Genomic DNA, 22,623 nt, shown 5'->3' with positions numbered 1-22,623 from the left:
GTTTACTTTTTATGATTTCACAGATAAATCACGGTTTATTCGATTCCTTTTTCAATAAGTACGGGATCAAACTGAATAAAATCGCCGGAAGTCATGATATACTCCACGCCATTTCGTAAGCCCTGAAAAACATTCTTCAGCGCCTGTCCATGCAGATGCCCGTAAATGACCTTGCGCACGCCATACTGTTCCATCAGATCGGTAAACACCGAGTCCTGACCGTATTCGTTCATCGGCGGATAGTGAATCATAGCAATGATATCTTGGTATCCGGCGGCCCGGGCGGCCTTCAGGCTGTTTTCGAGACGGATCCCCTCTCTGCGGTAAATCGGCGCGTCCGCTTCCGTGAATTTCTCTGAGCCCTGGCAGACCCAGCCGCGAGTGCCGCAGATGGCCGTATTTTCCCAGGTGAAGAAATTATTCTGGATAAACGAAATGTTGTCGTACATTCCATTGAGTTTGGTAATGGAACTCCACCAGTAGTCATGGTTGCCCTTGATGGCGATCTTGCGGCCGGGCAGCGCGGCAATGAAATCCAGCTCCTTGACCGCTTCCTGCAGCGTCATGGACCAGGACAGGTCGCCACCCAGGAGGACTGTGTCTTCTTCCCGGATCTTGGCCAGCCAGTTGGCGCGAATTCGTTCATCATGATTGACCCATACCTCTCCGAAGACATCCATCGGCTTGTCGTCGGTGAAGGAGAGATGCAGGTCGCTGATTGCATACAGTGCCAAGAACTAGCCCTCAGTCCGTACCATGCGGTAGAACTTTTTCTTGCCCTTGCGCACCATGGCATCGCCTTCCGTCAGGTCTGTTTCGTTCAGCGTCCGGTTAACATCGCTGATCTTTTCATCATTGAGGGTCACTCCGCCCTGCTCGATGTTGCGCCGGCCCTCTGACTTGCTCGGGAATACCCCGTGCTCGGTCAGAATATCGAGCAGTGTCCGCCCAATATCAGCCGCTGACACGGGAATCTGAGGGACAGCCGAAAGATCACTGCCGCTGCCAAACAGGGCTTGAGCCGCTTTTTCAACCGCCTGGGCCTCTTCTTTGCCATGAATCAGACTGGTGACCTCAAAGGCAAGTATCCGCTTGGCTTCATTGAGCTGCTGGCCGGTCCATTCCCGCTCCATCCGCTCGATCTCTTCAATGGGGTAGAAGGTCAGAAGTTTCAGGCACTTGATGACATCCGCATCATCCACATTCCGCCAGTACTGGTAGAAATCATGGACCGATGTTTTATTTTTATCCAGCCAGAGCGCGCCGTTGACGGTCTTGCCCATTTTCTGCCCCTCTGAGTTGGTCAGAAGCGTGCAGGTCATGGCAAAGGCATCTTTGCCTTCCTTGCGCCGGATCAGATCCATTCCGCCCAGCATGTTGGACCACTGGTCATCGCCGCCCAGCTGCATGATGCAGTTGTATTTCTGATGGAGCACAAGGAAATCGTAGCTCTGCATCAGCATATAGTTGAATTCAAGGAAGGACAGGCCACGTTCCAGCCGCAGCCGGATGGAATCTGCCCGCAGCATGTTGTTCACGGAGAAATGCACGCCGACATCACGCAGGAAATCAATGTAGTTGAGATCGAAGAGCCAGTTGGCATTGTTATCCATGATGGCACGGCCTTCGGAGAAGTCGATGAGCCTTTCCATCTGCTTCTTCATGCATTCCGCGTTGTTGTCAATGGTTTCCCTAGTCATCATGCTGCGCATGTCCGTTTTGCCCGAAGGATCTCCGATCATGGCAGTGGCTGCCCCCAGCAGGGCAATCGGAACGTGACCGGCCCGCTGCATGTGGGCCATGAACATCAGCGCGATGAAGTGACCCACATGCAGCGAATCCGCCGTGGGGTCAAAGCCAATGTAGAAGACAACCTTGTCCTTTTCCAGCAGATTCTTAATCTCTTCCGGGTGCGTCAGCTGCTTAATATACCCTCTTCGGGTCAGTTCTTCAAATACTGTCATGTTGGTGTCCCTCCTCCTGCCGGGTTCCACACAACCCGGTCAATCAATAAGAATATAGTATCACAGCCACGCAAAAAATTAAAAGCGTGCCGCAAAAAACCACTCAGACCATCAATCTGGCAAAGCCCGCTGGATTTTCCCGCAGATCCGGATCCAGCCCAGGGGCAAAAGGAAAGACTTCAGGCTTGACCTGAAGTCCGGTGGTGGGATGTATAGGACTCGAACCTACGACTTTTGCCATGTGACGGCAACACTCTCCCAGCTGAGTTAACATCCCCTGTATTTCTATTTATACACCGAACAGCGCCGGATTTCAACAGAAATCGCAGAAAATACAGAGTCCATGCCCTTTCAGGGTTCTTTCGCCCGCAAAAGGGATCCGCCGGAGCGACTTACTCAGCATTCGTCTCCTGCGCCACCTCATGCATGGCATCTGCCACAAACTGGACCTTTGGCCCGACAATGACCTGGACATTCCTGGGTCCATTGATCAAAACATTGGTAATGCCGGCAGAACGGATCAATTCCTGATCAATCTGACCGGAATCCCGCACCTCTACCCGAACACGGGTGGCACAGCTGTCAAAGGCCACGACATTGGCCGATCCCCCCAGGCCCTGATATATCCTGCGGGCCGTCTGCTGATAGAGACTGCTTCCGGACAATGCCTCCGAGTTCGGGGCAGACATGCTCTTCTCCCCAGCGGACACGGCACCGGGATGATCCTCGGCGGAATCGGCTTCCCGTCCGGGCGTCTGGAGATTGAACTTCAGAATGAACCAGCGGAAGACCACATAGTAGATCACAAAGAAAGCCAGTCCCTGGACCAGAAGCATGACGGGCTGATTCGCCAGCGGCATGAAGGTAGAGAAGAACCAGTCGATGAGGCCGGCTGAAAAGTTGAATCCCGCAGTCCACTGCATGAAGGCAGACAGAAACAGCGATACCCCGGTCAGCAGGGAGTGCACCAGATACAGCAGCGGCGAGAGAAACATAAACAGGAACTCAATGGGTTCCGTCAGTCCCGTGACGAAGGCAGAAATGGAGCCGGCCAGAAGCATGGATCCCACGACTTTCTTGCGCTCGGGCCGGGCTGTGTGATACATGGCCAGGGCCGCTCCGGGCAGTCCAAACATCATGATGGGGAAGTAGCCGCCCATATAGCGGCCGGTAATTCCCTGGATTCCGTGGGATGCCCAGAAATTGCCCAGATCATTGATGCCGATGGTATCAAACCAGAAAACGGCATTCAGCGCGTGATGCAGACCGGTCGGGATCAGCAGCCGGTTCAGGAAGCCATAAATGCCTGCACCGAGAGCTCCCATCCCCTGGATGGCGGTACCCACCTCAACCAGCCCGCCGAACAGAATCGGCCACAGGACATAGAGGATTCCGGCCAGAACAACGCTGGACAGAACGGTCAGGATTGGCACCAGGCGTCGCCCTGAGAAAAAGGACAGAGCTGCCGGCAATTCCTTGCGGCTGAACCGGTCATAGAGGAGAGCGGCCAGAATTCCGACCAGGATTCCGATAAATACATTATCGATCCGGCCAAAGGCCGGATTCACTTCCGCCACCGTGATTTTGCGGTACATGGCGACGGACTCGGGGCTCAGCAGATTGCGCAGCACCAGAAAGCCGGCCAGCCCGGACAGCGCCGCCGCCCCATCCCGATCCTTCGACATGCCCACCGGGATCCCGACGGCAAAAAGCAGGGGTATATTATCAATGAGAGCGCCGCCTGCCTTAATCAGAATGGCAGCCACAATGCTGTTCTGGCCCCATCCGCGGTAATCCAGAGCAAAGCCCAGGCCGAACAGGATGGAGATGACCGGTAGGATCGAAACCGGCAGCATAAAGGATTTTCCAAGTTTTTGAAAGAAATTATTCACTGAGTTCCCCTCCTGGGATGGGCCTCTCTCGATCGATCGGTCGGCTGGAGTCTGCCCGGGAATATATTTGGATACTGTAAATTGAAATCAATGGTGCTTGATCGTGAATTAGCACTTGATCAGCAATGGTTGTTAATCACCTGGTGATAATTTGCACCATTTCACTTTCATTATACCGTAACCATCGTCAGATAAATGACCCCGCAAAAAAATCTGATTGATCAAAGGTCCCGCAGCCTTTCCAGCCAAACCCCAGTTTTGACCAAGGAAATAATACTGAATATCCGATTGAATTCAAACCCTGCGAGATCAAAGATACCAAGATCAAGGAGCAACTTCGGAAAAGTCTGTGTTTATTTATTTGTTTATTTATTTGTTTAATGATGTTATTTAGTGCCCCTCTATCTTCAAAAGCTTATGCTAACACCACCACGTTTTTATCTGGACAAGATAAATCGTTTTATAGTGAAATGGACACTCTAGATAAGGAGTTCTCAGAAGAGATTCCTCTAGATAAAATTGTCTCAATCAATAAGGTAGACCATTCATTTTATAGCCCTACTTCTTCAACGAACTATACTGGAAGCGAATATGGTCCGCTAGGGTATTCTGGAGAAATTAGGCCTCAGAAAATGAGCCTTTACATTGCCGTATCACATATATCTGAATCTAGATATAAAATTTATACATTTACTACTTGGAAAACCACCACTTTACAAACCATGACTGATTTGCTAGCTATTGCATGGGGAGGAGGACATACGCTAATAAGCGACTCTATGAAAGTCGAATTTACAAATGGTTATGTTCGATATCCTGTTGGAACATTAAAAGATGTAAGTCCAAACATTGGAGTCTCAAGAGCTTTTAGTACGAGTAGATATATACCAGGGGAAAGAATTAGCTATGATGCTAAGAAAATCACATATGTAGCCATAATCGAGGCTCATGGTAGGGGTACAAGTAACGTTGTTGCTGGCTATGCTCATAAAATCTTTGGCGTAACTGGAATTGGGGCATCTTTTTCCGATGGAAAGGTTTCATTCGGTGCTGGGTTAGATGTGCTCATGGATATTTTTACTAATTATACCCATTTTTATCATTAGTTCGGTTGATTTAAGCAAAGCATTAAATTAATTTACAGTGAGAGGAGTTTAATATGAAATATTTAATTATCTCATTATTTACCTTTATTTTGATTTTTCTATTAGCTGCGTTGTTTTCTCCTAATGACAGCAGTTTAATGGCTGGATCCCTAATATATTGGGCTATCGTTTTGAAGGAGTTAAAAAGGGATAACTTTAAACTGTAAGGAGAGGTGAAGAAACCTGTTAATAACCCCAGGAGGCAAAATCTAAAATGATGATTCATTCATCAAAATGATGGAGAGATGGAATCTCATGATGAAAGTACTTATCTTACAGTCAAAGAGTCTGGATCGAAAGTTCTATTAGCTCAGGATAAAGGCTTTGCTACAACAGATTTAGAACTTATTAGGTTGGACTTAAGATCCAAGAAAATAAGTTCACCACTTGACTTGAGATATTCGTCCATAGAAATGATTAACATTATTTTTAACGATACTCCATGTTGTATTGGTTAAAATTGGTTTTGCAGTTGAATTCACACAACCGCCGGGAGTTCTCTCCCGGCGGTTGCGATATGGTTCCTTCACCACAACGGAGATTCGGAGGATTTCCAGTCAGATAAATCCTCCCGAATAAGCTTATGGCTTATCCTGATCATCAGCCGACAGCGAAAGATCTCTTTCGCTCTCTGTTGAGTCATCCTTGGGAAGCCCTTCCGGCCTGGGCGGTATGTTGTAGCTGTAATTGGAGGCGTTCTCCTGACGCTCCATTCGGAGCGGCTCTCTTCTGGGCAGAAAGATCAAAAGTCCCATCACCACAACTCCGAGAAGGCTCTGCCCAACCCCTCCCAAATCTCCCATAAGCAGGCTTTGGAATGCGGTTATGACCGGCGGAATCGCATAAAGGATATAACCCCAGGTATTCTTGAATATAATAAGCAAAAGTCCGATAATCACCATCCCGCTCATAACGAGCTGCATGGGTATTTCTGCCCTCAGTGCCTGAAGTTCCTCTTCGGTAAATAACGCCATGCCCTTCATGGATTCCCGGATCAGCTCCGGGTCCCTCAGAAACAGCAGCACGCCTGCTACGAGGAACAGGTTAATGACTAAAATAACCCCCGCTAAAATCCTGGCCCCTTTGGGCACATCCCGTTTGAATAATTGATTCATTCCCTTCTCCTTATCCTAATCCTTCATTTTATGCCTGGTACGAGACAGAAAAACGATGGAGTGCTTCAGACACGCTCCACCGTTCCAGGCTGTTCTGTTGCTGAAAAGACCAGGGGCGGATCACCTGTCCGCCCCATTGGATCATTCTATTTCAACCTTATACTTTTTGAGGTACTCAGGCGTTTGTTCCGTGTCATTCAGGGCAAACAATACGGTGATTTTATTGTCATCGGACAATTTGCTCAGTTTTTCGAACTCCTTTTCTGCGTCTTCTTTTGAGAAGTCCATTTTGCCCATCAGGCCGTCCACATAAACCATGTCGACATCGTAGTCCTGAGCCACGATCCCGCATACAAAACCATACAGAGAATTTAAGTCTTCAATTTCATAGCCGTCGGTGTTAATAAATCTGATGTCTCGGTCCAGTTCATGCATTGCTCTGTTGTCATCGTCAATGAACACCACGTGTCCCTTCGTTTCTTTCATAGCTGTATTCGCGTGGCTGATCATATACTTACTTTTGCCGGAACCCCGTTTGCTCATAAATACCTGTATCATGATAATCACACCCTTTTAAGTATTTGGTTATTCTGTTGTTTATATTATAGTATTGGACTACTCGAATTACAAACGTTTAAACCCGGATTCCGCCTAATTTTTGTTGATATTGTTGAGGAATTTCTCTTTAAAATTATTTTTTGTGTACATTCCATTAATTTCCTTGTTTCTTTTCCCATTCGGCTGTGTTACAATCTAGTTGAGCCCATGAGGGCTTAATCCTACAGTCAAAAACCATCGGTCCGTCCTTCCAGGCAGCCAATGTACGTTTTATGATCTGTTGCCACAGGAGGAAAAAAATGGAAGACAAAAAGTTAATCTGCAGAGATTGCGGCGCTGAATTTGTGTTCTCCGTTGGAGAGCAGGAATTCTACAAAGAAAAAGGCTTCGAAAACGAACCAGTTAGATGCCCAGAATGCAGAAGATCCAGAAAAATGCAGAAAAATAACAGAGACAGATAAGAACCTTAAGGGAAAGCATTGCTTTCCCTTTTATTATTTTCTACTCTTTTCCCCGTTCCGGTCTTTTCCTCTTATTCTTTCTCTGCTCTTCTCCTAGCTGCTCTTCTCCTAGCAAATCTTCTCCTAGCTACTCTACCCTACTCTCCTCTTCTATTATCTAATTTTCCGATCCACATCGGTTCCTCCTTGTTCGGTGAGATCACGTTGGTCAAACACTCAAACCATTCTAATGCTTGTTGACCCCTTCCCCTCTTTCGGTTTCTTTCGTGCCGCAGCACCCGATGGATTCCTGACCCGTATGCCCCCTTGGGCCTTATCTCGACTCTTTCCGCCGTTTCAGGAAAAGAGTATGATATAAGTAAGAAATCGGATCAATTCTCTGTCGTATAGTGAGGAGGTGATTCCATGAATTTAACACTCGCACCCAAAACCAAACTGGGCAGGCGTGCCTTCGGCCTGTCGGCAATCATGCTCCTGGTCAGTTATCTGCTCTATCTTCTGACAGAGCAGTGGAACCTCATCCAGTCCGATCTGGTGGTATCAGCGGTAGCCACCCTGTCCGTCGCCGGTCTGGTCGCAGCTTCCGTCATGGGACTGGCGGCCCTGTTCCGGCAAAAGGATTTGTCAATCCTGGTTATACTCTCGATCACTGCCGGCATTCTCGTCCTTGCCATTCTCGCAGCCAATCTGTGACCTGGCAGGGTGAACGAATGTCCCAGATGTCCGGTTCAGTGGCGAAAGGAGGATCCCCATGCTGCGCCCAAGTATTGTCCTTGATACATTGACCATTGACTGCAAAGAAGAAGATATACCGATCCTGATGGATTTTTATGCCAATCTCACTGGCTTCACGCCGGAGCCTTGTGATGAAGATGAACTGATTCCCACGCTGATCGGACCTTCCATGGCCATCTCTTTTTTTCCGGTGAACAATTATCATGCGCCCACCTTCCCCTCTCCGGCCATCGGACGTCAGATGCACCTGGATTTCTATGTGACCGACCTGCCGGCAGCCATACGCTTCGCCCGCTCCATCGGGGCCAAAGACTCCCCCAAGCAATTCCATGACTCCTACCACATTCTGTTTGATCCCATCGGTCATCCCTTCTGCCTGACCACCAATGGTCCGACCATCCCAGACAAAGACTTTGTGTCAGAAGAATGACTTCCTTTCAGGCAGACAACGGCATCGTTCAGGAAAAACGCCTGCTCTTGAAAATACCAGGACAACGCATTATACTGTTAGGTAACGACGCAACAGAAGAAAGCAAGTAGGAAGGGTCATCCGACTCAAAGAGAGCCTTTGACGGTGGAATGAAGGCAGTTGGATCCTTGTGAATGGGTTCTTCAATGTCCCTGATCTGAACTTGAAGTAGGAACAGGCGGGCATGGCTCTCCGTTATCTTTGAGCCGGGATCTGACTGGATCCCATGAGGAAGACTTCGTCTTTGAAAACAGGTGGTACCGCGTAAATACGCCCTGTGTGCACAGCACACAGGGCTTTTTGTCGTATCTGACCGAGCCGTCTGCTTCCTTGTGAAGTTCAGGCTGGAACCAGTTAAATCAACCCGAATCCGTTAACCAATCCGAAGGAGGAACTACACAATGACTGAAGCAGCAACCCCCAAAAAGAAAATTGTTTTTTCCGGAATACAGCCCAGCGGCAGCCTGACCATCGGCAATTACCTGGGAGCGATCAAGAACTGGGTGAATCATCAGGATCTATATAATAATGTGTTCTGTATCGTTGATATGCATGCCATTACGGTTCGCCAGAACCCGGCTGATCTTCGTCGCCGCAGCCTGGAAGTAGCCGCCATCTATCTGGCCTCCGGCATTGATCCGGAAAAGTCAGCCATTTTCATTCAGTCCCATGTACCGGCACATGCTCAGGCGGCCTGGGTGTTAACCTGCAACGCCTATATGGGTGAACTTTCGCGGATGACCCAGTACAAAATGAAAACTCAGAACAAGGAAGGCGAAGCCATCGAAGCCGGCCTTTTGTACTACCCCGTTCTGATGGCTGCTGATATTCTGCTCTATCAGGCCGACTACGTACCGGTAGGCATCGACCAGACCCAGCATGTGGAACTGACCAGAGATCTGGCCATCCGGTTCAATAACTACTACTCCCCCACGTTTACCGTACCGGAAGTACTCCTGATGAAAGCCGGTGCCAAAATCATGGATCTGCAGAATCCCGAAAAGAAAATGTCCAAATCCAGCGACAACCCGAATTCCTATATCATGATTATGGATAAGCCGGAGGATATCCGTCGTAAAATCTCCCGGGCCGTTACCGATTCCATCGGAGTGATCAAGTACTCCGATGACCAGCCAGGCATCCAGAATCTGATCAACATCATGTCCGCTATCAACGGACAGTCTCCGGAAGCAATTGCCGCCCAGTATGCCGCAGCAAGCTACAAGGAGTTCAAGGAAGCGGTGGCAGAGACCATCATTGCCGAACTCACTCCCGTCCGTGAAAAGGTAGAGGAACTAATGGGCAGCGGCCGGTCCGAGCTGGAAGCAATCCTGAAGGAAGGTGCTGCCCGGGCAGACCACATGGCACAAAAGACCCTGCGCAAAATGTACAAAAAAGTAGGCTTTGTCCCTTCCTTCTAACTCACCGCTCTTCCATCGCCGGTGGCGCCAGCCCGAGATCTCTGACCAGCCTGAGCCATCTGAACAGACTGGTCAGGCATGATCTGCATTCAGGGATTAAGCATCCTTTACCGTACCGCAGCATCGCAGTTTGATCCTGCTGCAAACTGCGATGCTTCAAATGCGCTACTTCAACTGCGATGCTTCAAACGAAAAAGGAATATTAATCATTTCCGCAATGACTTTAGCAGCAATCCAAAACACCGGAGCCTGACGAACAGGCTCCGGTGTTTTGCGTTTGTTTTTTTCTCGGGTTTGACCTTACCTGGCTGGTTCCTCACTCTGGCGCTGCTGCATCCGCAGAAACTCCACCAGTTTGACTGGTTCCAGGCGGAACGGCGAACCGATTCCCTGGAAAAATCCATGGTCCTTGATCAGATGAATTCCGACATCGGTCCAGTTGAGGTGTTCTCCGGTGGCAAGATCCGTCACATTGGTGATGCGCTTGCCGAACTTGCGGTTGTCCTTGAAGGGACATCCCAGCCAGCCCATGTACTCGGTAACTTCCACCTCAAAGCCGTCAAACACGACCGGTTCCCCCTGAGCCTCCATCCCCGCGCGGGTCAGCCGCCGCATGACTTTGCCGATGGCTTCTGCGGTGACATTGAAGTCTTCCAGCACCATGCGGTCTTCATTGATGATGGTTTCAAGGGATCTGGTGTCCTCTCCGAGATAACCGTCCAGCGTCAGCCGGCCGGGCTGCATGTCCTGTTCGATGGGTTTCATTTCGGGCCTGACTTTCATTTCCGGCACCTCCTAGAATTCGTCATAGAATATCTGGGTTTCCTTGTCGAAGCCCTTTTTCATCAGCATTTCATTCACGGACTTCAGGAACCCCGGGGATCCGCACAGATAGGCTTCCTTGCCCTGGGCGCCGGTTCCGTCTTCCAGATCTCGATCCAGCAGATCGGTGACACGGCCCTTGTCGCCGGTCCAACCCTCATCCGGCCGGGACAGGGTGGGAATAAATGTAAAGTTTTCGTTTTCCTCGGCCAGCTTGGTGAACTCTTCGATGTAGTAGAGATCATCCTGGGCTCTGGCTCCGAAGTAGAAGACCATGTCCACGGGCACCTTCTTATGCAGGTTGTCGTAGATCAGAGAGCGCATCGGCGCAAGTCCTGAACCGGCCGCTACCATGATCATGGTGTCGCAGTTGCCTCGGTAGTAGAAATCTCCGTAGGGGCCGGACAGCCGGACCTGATCCCCTTCCTTGAGATGCTTGTGGACATAGGTTGAGCAGAGGCCTTCCGGTACCTGGCGAATGACCAGTTCCACATGATTGTTGTCCTGAGGGGGTGATGAAATGGAATAGGCCCGGAAGACCTCTTCCTTCACCTTGTCATAGGGTTTGGTATAGAACTGCATGAACTGTCCCGCCTTGAAATTGACGGTTTCACCGGCCGGGAGCTCCATGCGCAGCTCTTTGATGTCGTAGGTCAGATCCTTCAGGGAAACCAGTCTGGTATTGTATTCCTTGATGTTGAACAGTTCTTCCGGAATGCCCAGTTTCATGTTTCCTTTGACCTTGATCTGACAGGCCAGTCGGTAGTGGTTGTCCCGTTCTTTCTGGGTCAGGTAAGGTTCCTCAGTGGGCAGCAGAGGGCCGGCCCCTTCAAACACCTGGACCTTGCACAGGCCACAGGTGGCTTTGCCGCCGCATGCGGAAGGAATAAAGAGCTTTTTGTCGGATAAAGTGGTCAGAAGATTGTTTCCGCCGTCCACCACCAGTTCCTTGGTTCCGTCATTAATGTCGATCTTGCATTCGCCGTAGTTGTTCAGGTAGCGCTCCGCCACCGAAATGATCACGGCCAGGCCGCCGGCGATGGCTGTAATACTAAAGGTGCCGGTCAAAATATCTTGAATCATGTTTTGCTCGCCTCCCTACTGTATTACGAAGATGCCGGAGAATCCAATGAACGCCAGGGCCATGATGCCGGTGATGATGAAGGATATGCCGATGCCCTGCAAACCGCGCGGCATCTTGTTCTTGGAGATCTTCTCCTTGATGGCGGCCAGCATGGAAATGGCCATCCACCAGCCAATGCCGGATCCCAGGTTGAACAGGAACGTCTGCAGGAAGCTGTAGTTGCGGATATCCTGGAACAGGGTAGCTCCGAGCACGGCACAGTTGACCGTAATCAGAGGAAGGAAAATACCCAGCTTGGAGTGCAGATCCGGCAGATAGCGATCCAGCGCCATTTCCAGGATCTGGACAATGGCCGCGATGACCATGATGTAGATAATGAAGGACAGATATTCAATGCCAAGAGGCATGATGACGTACTTGTTCAAAAGCCAGTTCACCGAGTTGGTGATGACCAGAACCAGAACAACGGCCTTGCCCAGTCCGTTGGCTGTCTTGAATTCACTGGAAACGGAGAGGTAGGAACACATCCCCAGGAAATTCGACAGGATCATGTTGGATGTGAAAATCGACGCGAAGAAAATGACAATCGGGCTGATATTCGGTGCAACTTCCATTAGTTCGTTCCCCCTTCCGGTTTTTTCTGGACGGTCAGACTGCCGGAGCGGACAATGCCCTGGCGTTCTTCTCGGCCGGCCTGGTAATTGTTGACAGCCCAGACCAGTGTGCCAATGATGAAGAAGGCGGCAGGCGGCATGACCATCAGGGTCCACTTAGTGAATTCAAAGGGCAGCGCCATGCCGAACACGGTGCCAAAGCCCAGAATTTCACGGATGAAGGAAATGATCAAAAGAACGATGGTGTAGCCAAGACCGGCGAACATTCCGTCCAGCATCGAGATCAGCGGAGGATTCTTGGCCGCGTAGGCTTCCATCCGGCCCATGATGATGCAGTTGGTAATGATCAGACCGACATAGGGTCCCAGCTGTTTGGAAATATCCGGCAGGAAAGCCTGCAGGATGATGTTGACAATGATGACGTAGAAGGAAATGATCAGAACCTGAATGATCATACGGATCCTCTGCGGGATCAGATTCCGCATGGCGGAAACCGTGAGGCTGGACAGAGCGGTGGCAAACAGCACACCGAGCCCCATAACCAGAGAATTCTGCATCCGGTTGGTTACCGCCAGGGAGGAACAGATGCCAAGAATCTGGCGCAGAACCTGGTTATCGGTCCAGATATTTCGGATCGCGACTTGTTTTGCTGATTCGGTAGCCATTATTTTACCTCCCATTTGGAAATGACGTTTTGCTTCAGTATGTTCAGTGCTTTTGTCACTGCCGTGGAAGACTGGGTTGCTCCGGAGATGGCATCCACCTTCTTGTCGCCGATGATGCCATAGGCCAGATCGCCATCGGGCAGCGGCACACCGCGCCACTGATTCTTGAAGGGTTCTTCATCAATTCGTCCGCCCAGACCAGGAGTTTCGTTCTGCTCGGTAAAGGTCAGACCCTTGATTTCTTTCAGGTCTTCCGTCACGGCGAGATAGCCACGGATGGTCCCCCACAGGGCAGGGCCGTCGAAGGGGAAGGCGTAGCCCTTTACCTGGCCGGCATCATCCACCAGCTGGAACGCTTCAATGGACGTTCCCTCGATGGTCCGGGTATCCGGCTTGACGTATTTGTCATAGGTCTGGCTGACCTCCTCATTGGTCTGGCCGCTGGGAACGTCAAAGGCGTACAGAATGGCCTGACGGCGGGCGATCTCCTTGTTTTCGGCAATCTTCGGATTCATGGCCGTCTGCGCGGTGGAGAGCAGTGCGGTGAAAAAGCTGGCAACGATGATCATGAAGATAACGGTATACTGATATCCTTTTTTCATGCTATTTCACCTCCTTGAATGGTGGGGGAGCGGCTTTCGCTTTTTTCTTCGCCTCCCAGTTCTTAACGTTCAGGTCAATCAGGGGGGCAAAGGAGTTGGCGATCAGAATGGCAAACATCATGCCTTCCGTAAAGAGAGAGAAACTCCGAATGACCATGGTGACAAAGCCGATCAGGATGCCGTACAGGATCTTGGAGGTATCCTTCATGGGAGCCGATACCGGATCCGTGGCCATGAATACGGTACCGAACAGGAAGCCGCCGGACAGAATCGAGAACACCGGATCCCCCTGCGGGCCGCCCAGGGCGCCGAACAGCAGAGTAAACACGATGCCCGAAGCAGCTACTGAGGCCATAATCTTCCAGGAAGCAGTCTTAGTATAGATCAGGTAGGCTGCAGCCAGAAGAATCAGAATGGCCGAGGTTTCACCCATGGATCCGGAAATATTTCCGATGAACAGGTTCAGTGGATTGGTGGACAGTCCGTTGACTTCCATGTCGATCATGGGCGTCACGGAAGTAGCCAGATCCGCAGTGCCTGCCCAGTGCATGAATCCGCCGGGGAACCCGCTGAACGGCTTCTGCCAGTTGACCGTCATCTGAATCGGAAAGCTGACATAAACAAAGGCGCGGCCAACCAAAGCCGGATTGAAGACATTCTTGCCGAATCCGCCAAAAATGGCTTTGCCAAAGATAATGCCGAACAGAGTGCCGACCACTGTGATCCACAGCGGAATGGTGGGAGGAAGCGTCAGCGTGAAGAGTGCTGCGGTGACCAGAGCGGCTTCCGATACCTTGGCCTTGTCTCCATTAATCATTCGCATGATGACCAATTCACCGGCAAATGCGCTCACAAGAGATACGGCCAGCACCAGGAGAACCCTCCAGCCAAACAGATAGATCGAAAATAGATAGATCGGAAGCAGACTCCAAAGAACTGTCCTCATCATTTTCTGTTTGGTTAGGTACTTTGTAATTTGCATAATAAGACCTCACAGTAAATATTTTAACACTTCTAATTATAACCCAACTCGTTTACAATTCTGCTTTATTTTAAATTTATTCATGAATTGGGGCCAGATTATTCTCCTACAATCGTTTTTTAGTAACTAATTGTTAAAAAAAGAACAGGACCCGGTGAGTCCTGTTCACAGTGCATGATGCGGTTACTGGTTCCGTCCGTTCTTCAGATCGTCCAGACTCTGCGGCGTTCCGGCCGTATCCGTCTTGGGCGCCTTCTGAGCGTAGGCATCGTTCTTGTTGTAATTGGCGTCATACATGCCGGAGAAATCAACCCGCGGAGCCTGCCGTTCGGATTCGGTAATCTCGAAGAAGCGCTCTGCCCGGAATCCGAACATGCCGGCGATGATATTGGACGGGAAGACTTCGATCTTGGTGTTGTACTTTTGAACCGTATCGTTGTAGAACTGGCGGGAGTACCGGATTTTTTCCTCCGCATCCTTCAGTTCGCCCATCAGCTGCTGGAAATTGGCATTGGCTTTCAGCTCCGGATAATTTTCGACCAGAAGCATCATGCGGTTCAGGGCGGAAGTCATCTGATTGTTGGCTTCCATGGCTTCATCCGGCGTGGCCGCATTCATGACGGCCGATCTGGCCTGAATGACGGCTTCCAGCGTGCCGCGCTCGTGGCCGGCTGCGCCTTTTACGGTTTCCACCAGGCCAGGGATCAGATCCGCCCGGTTCTTCATCTGCACATCCATCTGCGCGTAAGCGTTGCGCACTTGATTGCGCATGCTTACCAGTCCGTTGTACATGGAAATGACCACCAGGGCCAGTACCACGATGATTCCTAATAGTACCCAGAATAATGTTGGCATCTTGTTTCTCCTTTTTCTTCCTGTATTTTGATCCGTTCTGAAATTTTAGATATGAATTGGCGATGATTTGCGCTGCGATAAAGATCTCTTTAGAAGACACCACCGCCACCGCCGCCACCGCCGCCGCCAGATGAGCCGCCGGAGAACCCGCCGCCGCCGCCGGATGAGGAGGAGCGCCTGGAGGCTGCCACTGCTTCGGCTTTCTGAATGGTCTGATTGGCTGTCGAAATGGCCTGATTAAGTGAGCGGTCCATCATCATATAGCCTCGGCCAAAGTAGAAGTCCGGATAGAAGGTCCGGGTGAAGGTAGGATCCTGCAGCTGCTGCATGGTGTATACCTTGGGCAGCTGGTCGATGACTTCCTTGGCCACGCCCAGTGAAGTGGCGTAGACCAGATAATGGTTCCAGATTGCAAGAGCTGGGATTTCGGCCTTGTCCATGTTGGAGAAGGTCAGCAGGAAGTTCTTGAAGGCCTTCCACATCGCCGTCTGGTCCGCTCCGTACTGGGTCAGCTTGCGCTTGAAGTACATCGAGGCATTCACCGCAATGACGGCCACGCCAGCAATAATCGGCACCACGCCGAGGAAGTTGAAATAGCGCAGCAGCACAAACGCGCCGCCAGCCATGAACACCAGACCGACCAGGTAGAACACGGCCGAGCCGGTTGTTTTGTTGGCTTCGCGGAATCCCATGGCTTCGCCCTGTCCGGTCACGTAGCCCTTGAACTGGGCATAGTCCCGATTGAACTGATAGGCGTTGGCCTGGCGCTTCATCAGGCTTTCCAGATCGTCCATGGCCAGTGTCTGACCATCACCCAGGTCATTGATGAACCAGTCGTAGAGGAACCGCTCATGGGCCATCAGCTTCGACAGCTGCTGCTCAGTTGGCCCCTGACTGCGAAGCCGGTAGTCGGTTTCCGACTTCTCCCCGAACAGGGAACGCTTCACCGTCTGATAGGGCTCAATCGAGAGGATGTCCTTGCGGGCCAGATCCATCAGTGTTGCCATGATGTCCTTGGACTGAGTACCGCGCTCCAGCAGATAACTCATGACAGCCGGCGTATAGTCTCCCGGCAGTTCGCGGTAATAGTCGCCGGTGAACTGAGGTTTGCGTTCCCGGCCATAGCGGATTCCGATAAAGCCGGCGACGGCTGCTCCGATGGCGCCCAGTGCCAGAATAAACGGACTCAGGGTCCTGCCGGTTTCCCGCCGCAGCCGTTCGTCTTCCAGCCGCTTTTTCTCGGCTTCGACACGGGCTTTGGCTTCTTCCCTGGCCTGATTGGCTTCCTCCGCATACCTGGCTTCTTCCTCCAAAATTCTGGGAAGTTCTGTAACCGCCACGATATTCTGCGAGTCCGGAACAAGGCTCAGAGGAAAGATCACCAGATTTTCCACAACCGCGCCCGGATCCACCAGCGGGATCTCGACATTGAAGGTTGTTTCATTCAGGATCTCATTGAAGCCAGTCAAATCACCATGCGAGAAGATCTTGAGATCTGATTTGGCGGCACCCCGCGGGATCCGAATCGTAATTTTGACATTTTCGATGGGGACGCCCCAGTTGGCATCAACCATATTCCAGTTGAGTGTGGCAATGTCATTGAATTTGACAACGGCATTGGTCAGGGTATAGCGGAAGCGGATGCTTTTCCGCTCATCGCTGGAGGGCTCAAACACCTTGAACCGGTAAATGTTCTGTTTGTCTCCTTCATAGAATTCAAACAGACCTGCTCGTCCCGTTCCCTCATCGGTCATGTAGAGCACGCGTTCTGTTCCGTTCTCAACCACCGCTGCGCTGACAAAGTCGATTCCGACCGGCTTGGCTGTGGTATTTCGCAGGCGATCCCCCAGGTTAGTATCCACATCCCGAAAGACGCCGTTGATATCCCCCTGGATATCAAACTCAATGGTTTCAGTCACCTTTACGGAACCGTTGGATTGCACCTCATAGGTCGCTTCATAACGGCTGATGCCGAAGCTGCCGGCAGCCAGGGCGGTCCTTCCCGGAAGCAGCGCGGCTGCAAAGGCCAGGATCAGCAGGAGAAGCGACGGCAATACTTTAAATTTTCGGAACATCGATGATTCATCACCATCCTTTCTTCTGTCATTAATATCTCCAGTCAATTTCATCTTAGTATAGCTCCCCTTCAGTTACAATGAAGCAGTCCAAATGTTCAAACACTGTCTACAATTCCCCCCCATTGGTTCTCCGCTACAAATTTCTGCACTGCCAGGCACCATCTTCCAGCCAATGGTAATTCTCAGACAGCCCATCCTGGTCAAACACCTCCAGCATCTGCCGAAACCCATCGGATAAGGTCAGCCCGTCCAGTTCCTCCCGTCGAATCCAGAATACTCTGCCTTCTCTGGAATCCTTGATTTCCCCTTCAAAGGAATCGCTTTTAAAGAATAGGACGACATACCGGAACGCTCCGTCCTTCTGCGTCCATTGCTTGACCCCGCACAGGGATAAATGGGAGACAGTCAGACCGGTTTCTTCCCATACCTCTCGCCGGGCTGCCTCGATGAAGGACTCCCTCGGCTGAACATGGCCTCCCGGAAACGTAACGCCGGGCCAGTCCGGATTCAGGCGCTCCTGAACCAGAATCTGATCCCCCCGGTAAATCATGATCATGTTCGTCAATTCCACAGGTTCAATTCGATTCATAATCCTCCCCCAACCGGCACCACGTAAAAGCCGATGCCGATTCCAATCTTTTTCTCGTACTGCATGACGCCGGCAGCTTCTCTGTGAAACCTCCCGGCATCATCCATTCCGCAATGCTTTTATTGTGCAGCGTCCGGGTTAAGCCAGGGTTAAAGGCGGCTTTCGGTAAAATTAAAATTTCCTTTACAAACTGGAACTACTTTGGCCAGTTTCTTGTGTTACGATACGGTCAAGACCAGTACTCGCATCCTTCTGCCAACCCTTTGGACGATGCCTGAAAGGAGGCCCCTTATGGTGACACATTATTCTTCAGACAAAGAACATGACCGCAGCAAAGCCGAGGAACGAAAGCCCGTCACAGAACAGCCGGACCAGACACCGGAGCCTGAAATGAAAGAGGAAATCAGGAAGCCGAAGGTTGAAAAACTGCCTCTTGGCACAGGTTATGAGGTGGAACACCTGCCAACTGAGGTGATCCGGCCGGAAATCAAGCCGGTTAAGCAACCCCTCCCTGATCTGGTGCGTTCCAAAGAGCTGGAAACCTGCTTGTCGGAGGAACCAGTTCCTTCTCCGGAAGATGAATTCTATGACTTCGAGAAAGATATCTATGGCGACGAGGTCGAGATCCGACCGGACCTATAATGGTACCCCGCACCTGAGCTCAATCACCTGGATGAAAAACAGCCGATGCTCACTGGATCGACCAGAGGGCATCGGCTGCTTGAGTGTTGCGATCGATCGAATTCGCAGTCAGGGAACATCGCCATGACCACGCGCAAAGGACCGATCGCCGTCCAAACGTCTTCCTTCCGTGAAGCTTCAACTTCATTCAGAATTACTATCGGATCAGCTGATACAGCGCGCCGGGCGCGACATAGTGAAGCAGGAGAAGTCCCGCGATTACAAATGCCATCATCCGATGAGCTTTGAACAGACCTTTCTTCTTGGTCCGGTAGAAGGCGCCGCCCAGACCGGCCTGGACAATGACGGTTGCATAGAGCAGGGTTCCGGTATGAAGGGAAATGCCGCCCAGGGCCAGGTAGCCGTGGATGAGCCCCGTTGCCAGAAATACAATCCCTAATGGCTTATGCAGCTTCCGCAGGAATTTGGTGACGTCTTTCATGGCGGCTTTTGCCTCGGCTGACAGATATCGGCTGATCCGGTTCAGGATAAACGGCAGAATCAGCAGTCCCACGATCAGAACGTTGAGGTAACCAAGGAGTCGGTAATCCATCCGCTGTACCCCCTATTTTTTCAATTTGCCGACAGCCGGAACATTGCCCAGCTTGGAAACTCCATGCGGTGACACATTCTTGATTTCTTGCGTGAGATCCTTGCCGGCCGTAAAGCCGTTGTGGCCTCCGCCCTTCCAGGCCGGGGAATTCGTCACGTCGTAGATGATGCCATCCACTGCCACATAGGCAGGCTGGCCGTTCTTTCCGTCATATTTTGCCAGTTCTTCCAGCGTCAGTTCCAGTTCCGTGGTCTGAGTCCCCGGCTGGGTCGTAGCTGGTGCAGCGGTTGTCACAGCAGAGGTTGCCGCCGAAGTAGTGTTTGCAGGCGTACCGGCGGAACACCCCACCAGCAGTGAACCGGCCATGAGTCCTGCCAGCAGCAGTCCGGTACGTTTCGTATGTCTATTCATCCTGTAGTCACTCCTTGTTTTTATTTAAATCGAACAATTCGTCGATGAGATCCGGATCCTGACCACACCGCAGGTTTCCTTCAGAAAGTCGTGTCGGCTCAGTCAAGGGTGAGATGGCGACCAAGCCGATCTTCACCTTCTTCCCCGGCTCAATCAAGTGTGATCGCAACATCATAAATCACTCGAAATTTATACGTTTATTTTACTAAATTAAGCTCTTTAGTGCTCATTCGATATAAAATGTTCTCATTTTTTTCTTTTCCAACAGAAATAATGAACTTTTTTAAACCAGCAGTACTTAACCAGCAATCCTGAACCAGCAGTCCTGAGCCAGCCGAAAACATCCGATCACTTTCCAACCACTTACTGACAATTTCCCGATCATTTCCACACGCTATCCATGTCCTACCGGAATCAGATCGGGAAACAGCCTGTTTACGAAATCCACTTTTTTTTAATCCTTATTTCGTATATACTTGTAATGTTTGATTTTTTTTAGAACTGTGACTATGAAATCGGGAGGTTTCCCATGGACGATATACGTAAGGAAATAGAAAGACGGCGAACGTTTGCCATCATATCCCATCCGGATGCCGGTAAAACGACACTGACGGAAAAATTGCTGCTGTACGGAGGCGCGATCCGGGAGGCCGGTTCGGTCAAAGCACGCAAGGCTGCCCGCCACGCAACCAGTGACTGGATGGAAATCGAAAAACAGAGGGGAATCTCCGTAACCTCCTCCGTCATGCAGTTTAACTACGACGGATTCTGCATCAACATTCTGGATACTCCCGGACATCAGGACTTCTCGGAGGATACCTACCGGACCCTGATGGCGGCGGATTCAGCGGTCATGGTCATTGACGGAGCCAAAGGCGTGGAGGAACAGACGAAGAAGCTGTTCCAGGTCTGTTCCCTGCGGGGAATCCCGGTTTTTACCTTTGTCAATAAAATGGACCGGGAAGCCCGGGATCCCTTTGAGCTGATGCAGGAAATCGAGGATGTCCTCGGCATCCGGACTTATCCCATGAACTGGCCCCTGGGTTCCGGCAAGGAATTTTCCGGCGTGTATGAACGTGAAGCGGAACGAGTCCTCCTGTTCTCCGGCGGAAAGCACGGATCCAAGGAAGCCGATACCGAAATCATTGATCTGAACAATGAGTCAGAACGGGCCCATATCGCGCCGCATCAGCTGGATAAGCTCAAAGAAGACATCGAGCTGATGGACATCGCCGGCGATGATTTCAATTTCGAAGCCGTCTCCAAAGGGGAACTGTCTCCGGTCTTCTTTGGTTCTGCCCTGACTAACTTCGGTGTAGAACCCTTCCTGGAACATTTCCTCAAGCTGACACAGGCTCCGCTGAAACGAAATTCCGATCAGGGATCCATCCATCCCTTTGATCCATTCTTCTCGGCCTTCGTTTTTAAAATTCAGGCCAACATGAACCCGGCTCACCGCGACCGAATCGCCTTTATGCGAATCGTATCCGGGAAATTTGAACGGGGCATGGAAGTATTCCATATGGAAGGCAAGGGCAAGATTAAACTGGCACAGCCCCAGCAGTTCCTGGCGCAGGACCGTGAAATTGTCGAAGAAGCTTATGCCGGCGACATCATCGGTGTATTCGATCCGGGCATTTTCTCCATTGGAGATACGCTCTGCCCGGCGTCCAATAAGTTTAAATTTGATCCCATCCCGGCATTTGCCCCGGAACATTATGCCCGGATCCGGCCGGTGGACACCATGAAGCGCAAGCAGTTCGTCAAGGGAATCACTCAGGTGGCCCAGGAAGGCGCTATCCAGGTTTATAAAGAAGACTATGCCGGAATGGAAGAAATCATCGCCGGTGTAGTGGGTGTCCTGCAGTTTGAAGTTCTGGAATACCGACTTAAAAATGAGTATGGCGTCGACATTCGCCTGGATCAGCTCTCCTACTGCCATGTCCGCTGGATTGAGCACTGGGATAAGGATCCGGAAGCGTTGTCTCTGACCTCTGACTCCAAGCGCCTGGTTGACTCCAAAGGCCGTCATGTCATCATTTTCTCCAACGAGTGGGGCATCGCCTGGGCTCTGGACCACAATAAGGGACTGGTTCTGTCTGCCCTGGGCAGCTAAGGGTATCCGATCTGCCATTTCACTTTTATCCAGGACTTGGATCAAAGCAAAGGATGCAGTCTTGGACTTAGTCCTGGATGAAGTCCTGGATGAAGTCCGGGATGAAGTCCTGGATGAAGTTTCTAACCCCAAACAACATAAAAAAACTGGAGCCATCAATGCTCCAGTTTTTTTATGTTGTTCAATATCCAAGTTACCGGTCAACGGACCGGGCATCCTGCATCATGCGGCGGATCTGTTCATGCTGGTGGGCTACAAACTGATTGAAATCCTGATTGACCCGCTGCATCTGCTGGCGGTTCTGTGCCCACAGGACTCTGGATTCCGTCATTTCATCGCGCAAATAGCCGGAGGCTTCCTCATGATTATGGAAGGTTGACTTAACCAGGGGACTGTTGTTGCCGCGCATGGTACTGTCCGATTTCATGGCTGAATTGGAAAATTTGGAAGCCTGGGCTTTTTCAGCCGCTCTGCGTCCGACGTGGGTTGAATTCTGGAGGGAATCATTCAGCCGCTTCTCCAGGTCCTGCCAGCTGGTCTTTGCCTGAGCTGCCTGTCTTGGCTGAGTGGTGGCTGACGGCGGATTAATGAGCCCTCCCGGCTGATTGGGCTTTTGATAGCCTCGGTATTGGCCCCCGGTCCGGCTGGCCTTTCCGGCACCGCCAATCCAGGAGATAATACTAATGATGATAATTAAAAAAAACAGGAAATCCACAGACATCTCCTCCATACATAATGATTCTCGGTCTAACTTAATGATTATGATTCATGTTGATTCACATCATAACACAGATCGATTAAAACAGAATGA

24 protein-coding genes and 1 tRNA gene are annotated in these 22,623 nt (G+C 50.9%); 7 read left to right on the top strand and 18 right to left on the bottom strand.

Annotated elements, in window-relative coordinates; all coding sequences use genetic code 11:
- Positions 1 to 35: 35 nt before the first annotated feature.
- The 4 genes from NQU17_02035 to nagE all read right to left on the bottom strand — a co-directional run bounded on the left by NQU17_02035 (position 36) and on the right by nagE (position 3,856).
- Positions 36 to 734, bottom strand: coding sequence for a metallophosphoesterase (locus tag NQU17_02035; GenBank protein UUM12360.1), 699 nt, complete (start codon positions 732 to 734; stop codon positions 36 to 38).
- A gap of 3 nt (positions 735 to 737) precedes the next feature.
- Positions 738 to 1,964 carry a tyrosine--tRNA ligase gene (tyrS, locus tag NQU17_02030; protein UUM12359.1) on the bottom strand — a complete coding sequence of 409 codons (1,227 nt, stop codon included), beginning with the start codon at positions 1,962 to 1,964 and terminating at the stop codon, positions 738 to 740.
- Positions 1,965 to 2,165: 201 nt separating this feature from the next.
- Positions 2,166 to 2,241: transfer RNA gene (locus NQU17_02025), tRNA-Val, on the bottom strand.
- 115 nt (positions 2,242 to 2,356) lie between these two features.
- A complete protein-coding gene (nagE, locus tag NQU17_02020; GenBank protein ID UUM12358.1) occupies positions 2,357 to 3,856 on the bottom strand; it encodes an N-acetylglucosamine-specific PTS transporter subunit IIBC in 1,500 nt (499 codons plus the stop codon).
- 380 nt (positions 3,857 to 4,236) lie between these two features.
- Between nagE and NQU17_02015 the strand changes: the two genes are divergently transcribed.
- Entirely contained in the window at positions 4,237 to 4,962 is a 726-nt protein-coding gene (locus tag NQU17_02015) for a hypothetical protein (protein UUM12357.1), read from the top strand.
- A 620-nt stretch (positions 4,963 to 5,582) separates the two neighbouring features.
- Here the strand turns inward: NQU17_02015 and NQU17_02010 are convergent.
- Together NQU17_02010 and NQU17_02005 are read right to left on the bottom strand one after the other, a co-directional pair.
- The gene (locus NQU17_02010) at positions 5,583 to 6,116 is read right to left on the bottom strand and encodes a hypothetical protein (protein ID UUM12356.1); all 534 of its coding nucleotides are present in this window, start codon (positions 6,114 to 6,116) and stop codon (positions 5,583 to 5,585) included.
- A 141-nt stretch (positions 6,117 to 6,257) separates the two neighbouring features.
- Positions 6,258 to 6,674, bottom strand: coding sequence for a hypothetical protein (locus NQU17_02005; protein UUM12355.1), 417 nt, complete (start codon positions 6,672 to 6,674; stop codon positions 6,258 to 6,260).
- 299 nt (positions 6,675 to 6,973) lie between these two features.
- On the opposite strand from NQU17_02005, the gene NQU17_02000 reads away from it, so the two are divergent.
- The 4 genes from NQU17_02000 (at position 6,974) to trpS (ending at position 9,760) form a co-directional block, all read left to right on the top strand.
- Entirely contained in the window at positions 6,974 to 7,135 is a 162-nt protein-coding gene (locus tag NQU17_02000; protein UUM12354.1) for a zinc-ribbon domain-containing protein, read from the top strand.
- 405 nt (positions 7,136 to 7,540) lie between these two features.
- Complete coding sequence (locus NQU17_01995) at positions 7,541 to 7,828, top strand: hypothetical protein (protein ID UUM12353.1); 288 nt, start codon at positions 7,541 to 7,543, stop codon at positions 7,826 to 7,828.
- Positions 7,829 to 7,886: 58 nt separating this feature from the next.
- Positions 7,887 to 8,300 carry a hypothetical protein gene (locus NQU17_01990; protein ID UUM12352.1) on the top strand — a complete coding sequence of 138 codons (414 nt, stop codon included), beginning with the start codon at positions 7,887 to 7,889 and terminating at the stop codon, positions 8,298 to 8,300.
- A 440-nt stretch (positions 8,301 to 8,740) separates the two neighbouring features.
- Complete coding sequence (trpS, locus tag NQU17_01985; protein UUM12351.1) at positions 8,741 to 9,760, top strand: tryptophan--tRNA ligase; 1,020 nt, start codon at positions 8,741 to 8,743, stop codon at positions 9,758 to 9,760.
- Positions 9,761 to 10,060: 300 nt separating this feature from the next.
- Here the strand turns inward: trpS and NQU17_01980 are convergent, their stop codons facing one another.
- From NQU17_01980 to NQU17_01940, 9 genes are all read right to left on the bottom strand, one after another.
- Positions 10,061 to 10,543, bottom strand: a complete 483-nt coding sequence (locus NQU17_01980) for a hypothetical protein (GenBank protein UUM12350.1) — start codon at positions 10,541 to 10,543, stop codon at positions 10,061 to 10,063.
- A gap of 12 nt (positions 10,544 to 10,555) precedes the next feature.
- A complete protein-coding gene (locus tag NQU17_01975; GenBank protein ID UUM12349.1) occupies positions 10,556 to 11,665 on the bottom strand; it encodes an FAD-binding oxidoreductase in 1,110 nt (369 codons plus the stop codon).
- Between the two features lie 15 nt (positions 11,666 to 11,680).
- Positions 11,681 to 12,280, bottom strand: a complete 600-nt coding sequence (locus NQU17_01970; protein UUM12348.1) for an NADH:ubiquinone reductase (Na(+)-transporting) subunit E — start codon at positions 12,278 to 12,280, stop codon at positions 11,681 to 11,683.
- Entirely contained in the window at positions 12,280 to 12,945 is a 666-nt protein-coding gene (locus NQU17_01965; protein ID UUM12347.1) for an NADH:ubiquinone reductase (Na(+)-transporting) subunit D, read from the bottom strand. The genes NQU17_01970 and NQU17_01965 overlap by 1 nt, the downstream gene beginning before the upstream one ends.
- Entirely contained in the window at positions 12,945 to 13,547 is a 603-nt protein-coding gene (locus NQU17_01960; GenBank protein ID UUM12346.1) for an FMN-binding protein, read from the bottom strand. Before NQU17_01960 ends, NQU17_01965 begins: the two co-directional genes overlap by 1 nt.
- A gap of 1 nt (position 13,548) precedes the next feature.
- Positions 13,549 to 14,529 (bottom strand): RnfABCDGE type electron transport complex subunit D, encoded by a 981-nt coding sequence (locus tag NQU17_01955; GenBank protein UUM12345.1) that lies wholly within the window; start codon positions 14,527 to 14,529, stop codon positions 13,549 to 13,551.
- A gap of 183 nt (positions 14,530 to 14,712) precedes the next feature.
- A complete protein-coding gene (locus tag NQU17_01950; GenBank protein ID UUM12344.1) occupies positions 14,713 to 15,384 on the bottom strand; it encodes a LemA family protein in 672 nt (223 codons plus the stop codon).
- Positions 15,385 to 15,473: 89 nt separating this feature from the next.
- On the bottom strand, positions 15,474 to 17,459 hold the full coding sequence (locus NQU17_01945; protein UUM12343.1) for a DUF2207 domain-containing protein: 1,986 nt from the start codon (positions 17,457 to 17,459) through the stop codon (positions 15,474 to 15,476).
- A 136-nt stretch (positions 17,460 to 17,595) separates the two neighbouring features.
- Positions 17,596 to 18,051, bottom strand: a complete 456-nt coding sequence (locus NQU17_01940; GenBank protein UUM12342.1) for an 8-oxo-dGTP diphosphatase — start codon at positions 18,049 to 18,051, stop codon at positions 17,596 to 17,598.
- Positions 18,052 to 18,342: 291 nt separating this feature from the next.
- On the opposite strand from NQU17_01940, the gene NQU17_01935 reads away from it, so the two are divergent.
- A complete protein-coding gene (locus NQU17_01935) occupies positions 18,343 to 18,693 on the top strand; it encodes a hypothetical protein (GenBank protein ID UUM12341.1) in 351 nt (116 codons plus the stop codon).
- A gap of 196 nt (positions 18,694 to 18,889) precedes the next feature.
- On the opposite strand, the gene NQU17_01930 is transcribed toward NQU17_01935, so the two are convergent.
- Positions 18,890 to 19,285: a hypothetical protein gene (locus NQU17_01930; protein UUM12340.1), complete on the bottom strand. Its 396-nt coding sequence runs from the start codon at positions 19,283 to 19,285 to the stop codon at positions 18,890 to 18,892.
- Positions 19,286 to 19,297: 12 nt separating this feature from the next.
- A complete protein-coding gene (locus tag NQU17_01925; protein UUM12339.1) occupies positions 19,298 to 19,696 on the bottom strand; it encodes a hypothetical protein in 399 nt (132 codons plus the stop codon).
- A 529-nt stretch (positions 19,697 to 20,225) separates the two neighbouring features.
- Between NQU17_01925 and NQU17_01920 the strand changes: the two genes are divergently transcribed.
- Complete coding sequence (locus NQU17_01920; protein UUM12338.1) at positions 20,226 to 21,812, top strand: peptide chain release factor 3; 1,587 nt, start codon at positions 20,226 to 20,228, stop codon at positions 21,810 to 21,812.
- Positions 21,813 to 22,005: 193 nt separating this feature from the next.
- Here NQU17_01920 and NQU17_01915 read toward each other — a convergent pair whose 3' ends face one another.
- Positions 22,006 to 22,527 carry a hypothetical protein gene (locus NQU17_01915; protein UUM12337.1) on the bottom strand — a complete coding sequence of 174 codons (522 nt, stop codon included), beginning with the start codon at positions 22,525 to 22,527 and terminating at the stop codon, positions 22,006 to 22,008.
- Between the last annotated feature and the right edge of the window lie 96 nt (positions 22,528 to 22,623).

The sequence above is a fragment of the Clostridiaceae bacterium HFYG-1003 genome (assembly GCA_024579835.1).
Lineage (GTDB): Bacteria > Bacillota > Clostridia > Clostridiales > Clostridiaceae > JG1575.
The sequence above is the reverse complement of the archived record's forward strand: the minus strand, read 5'-3'. Positions and strand labels throughout refer to the sequence as shown.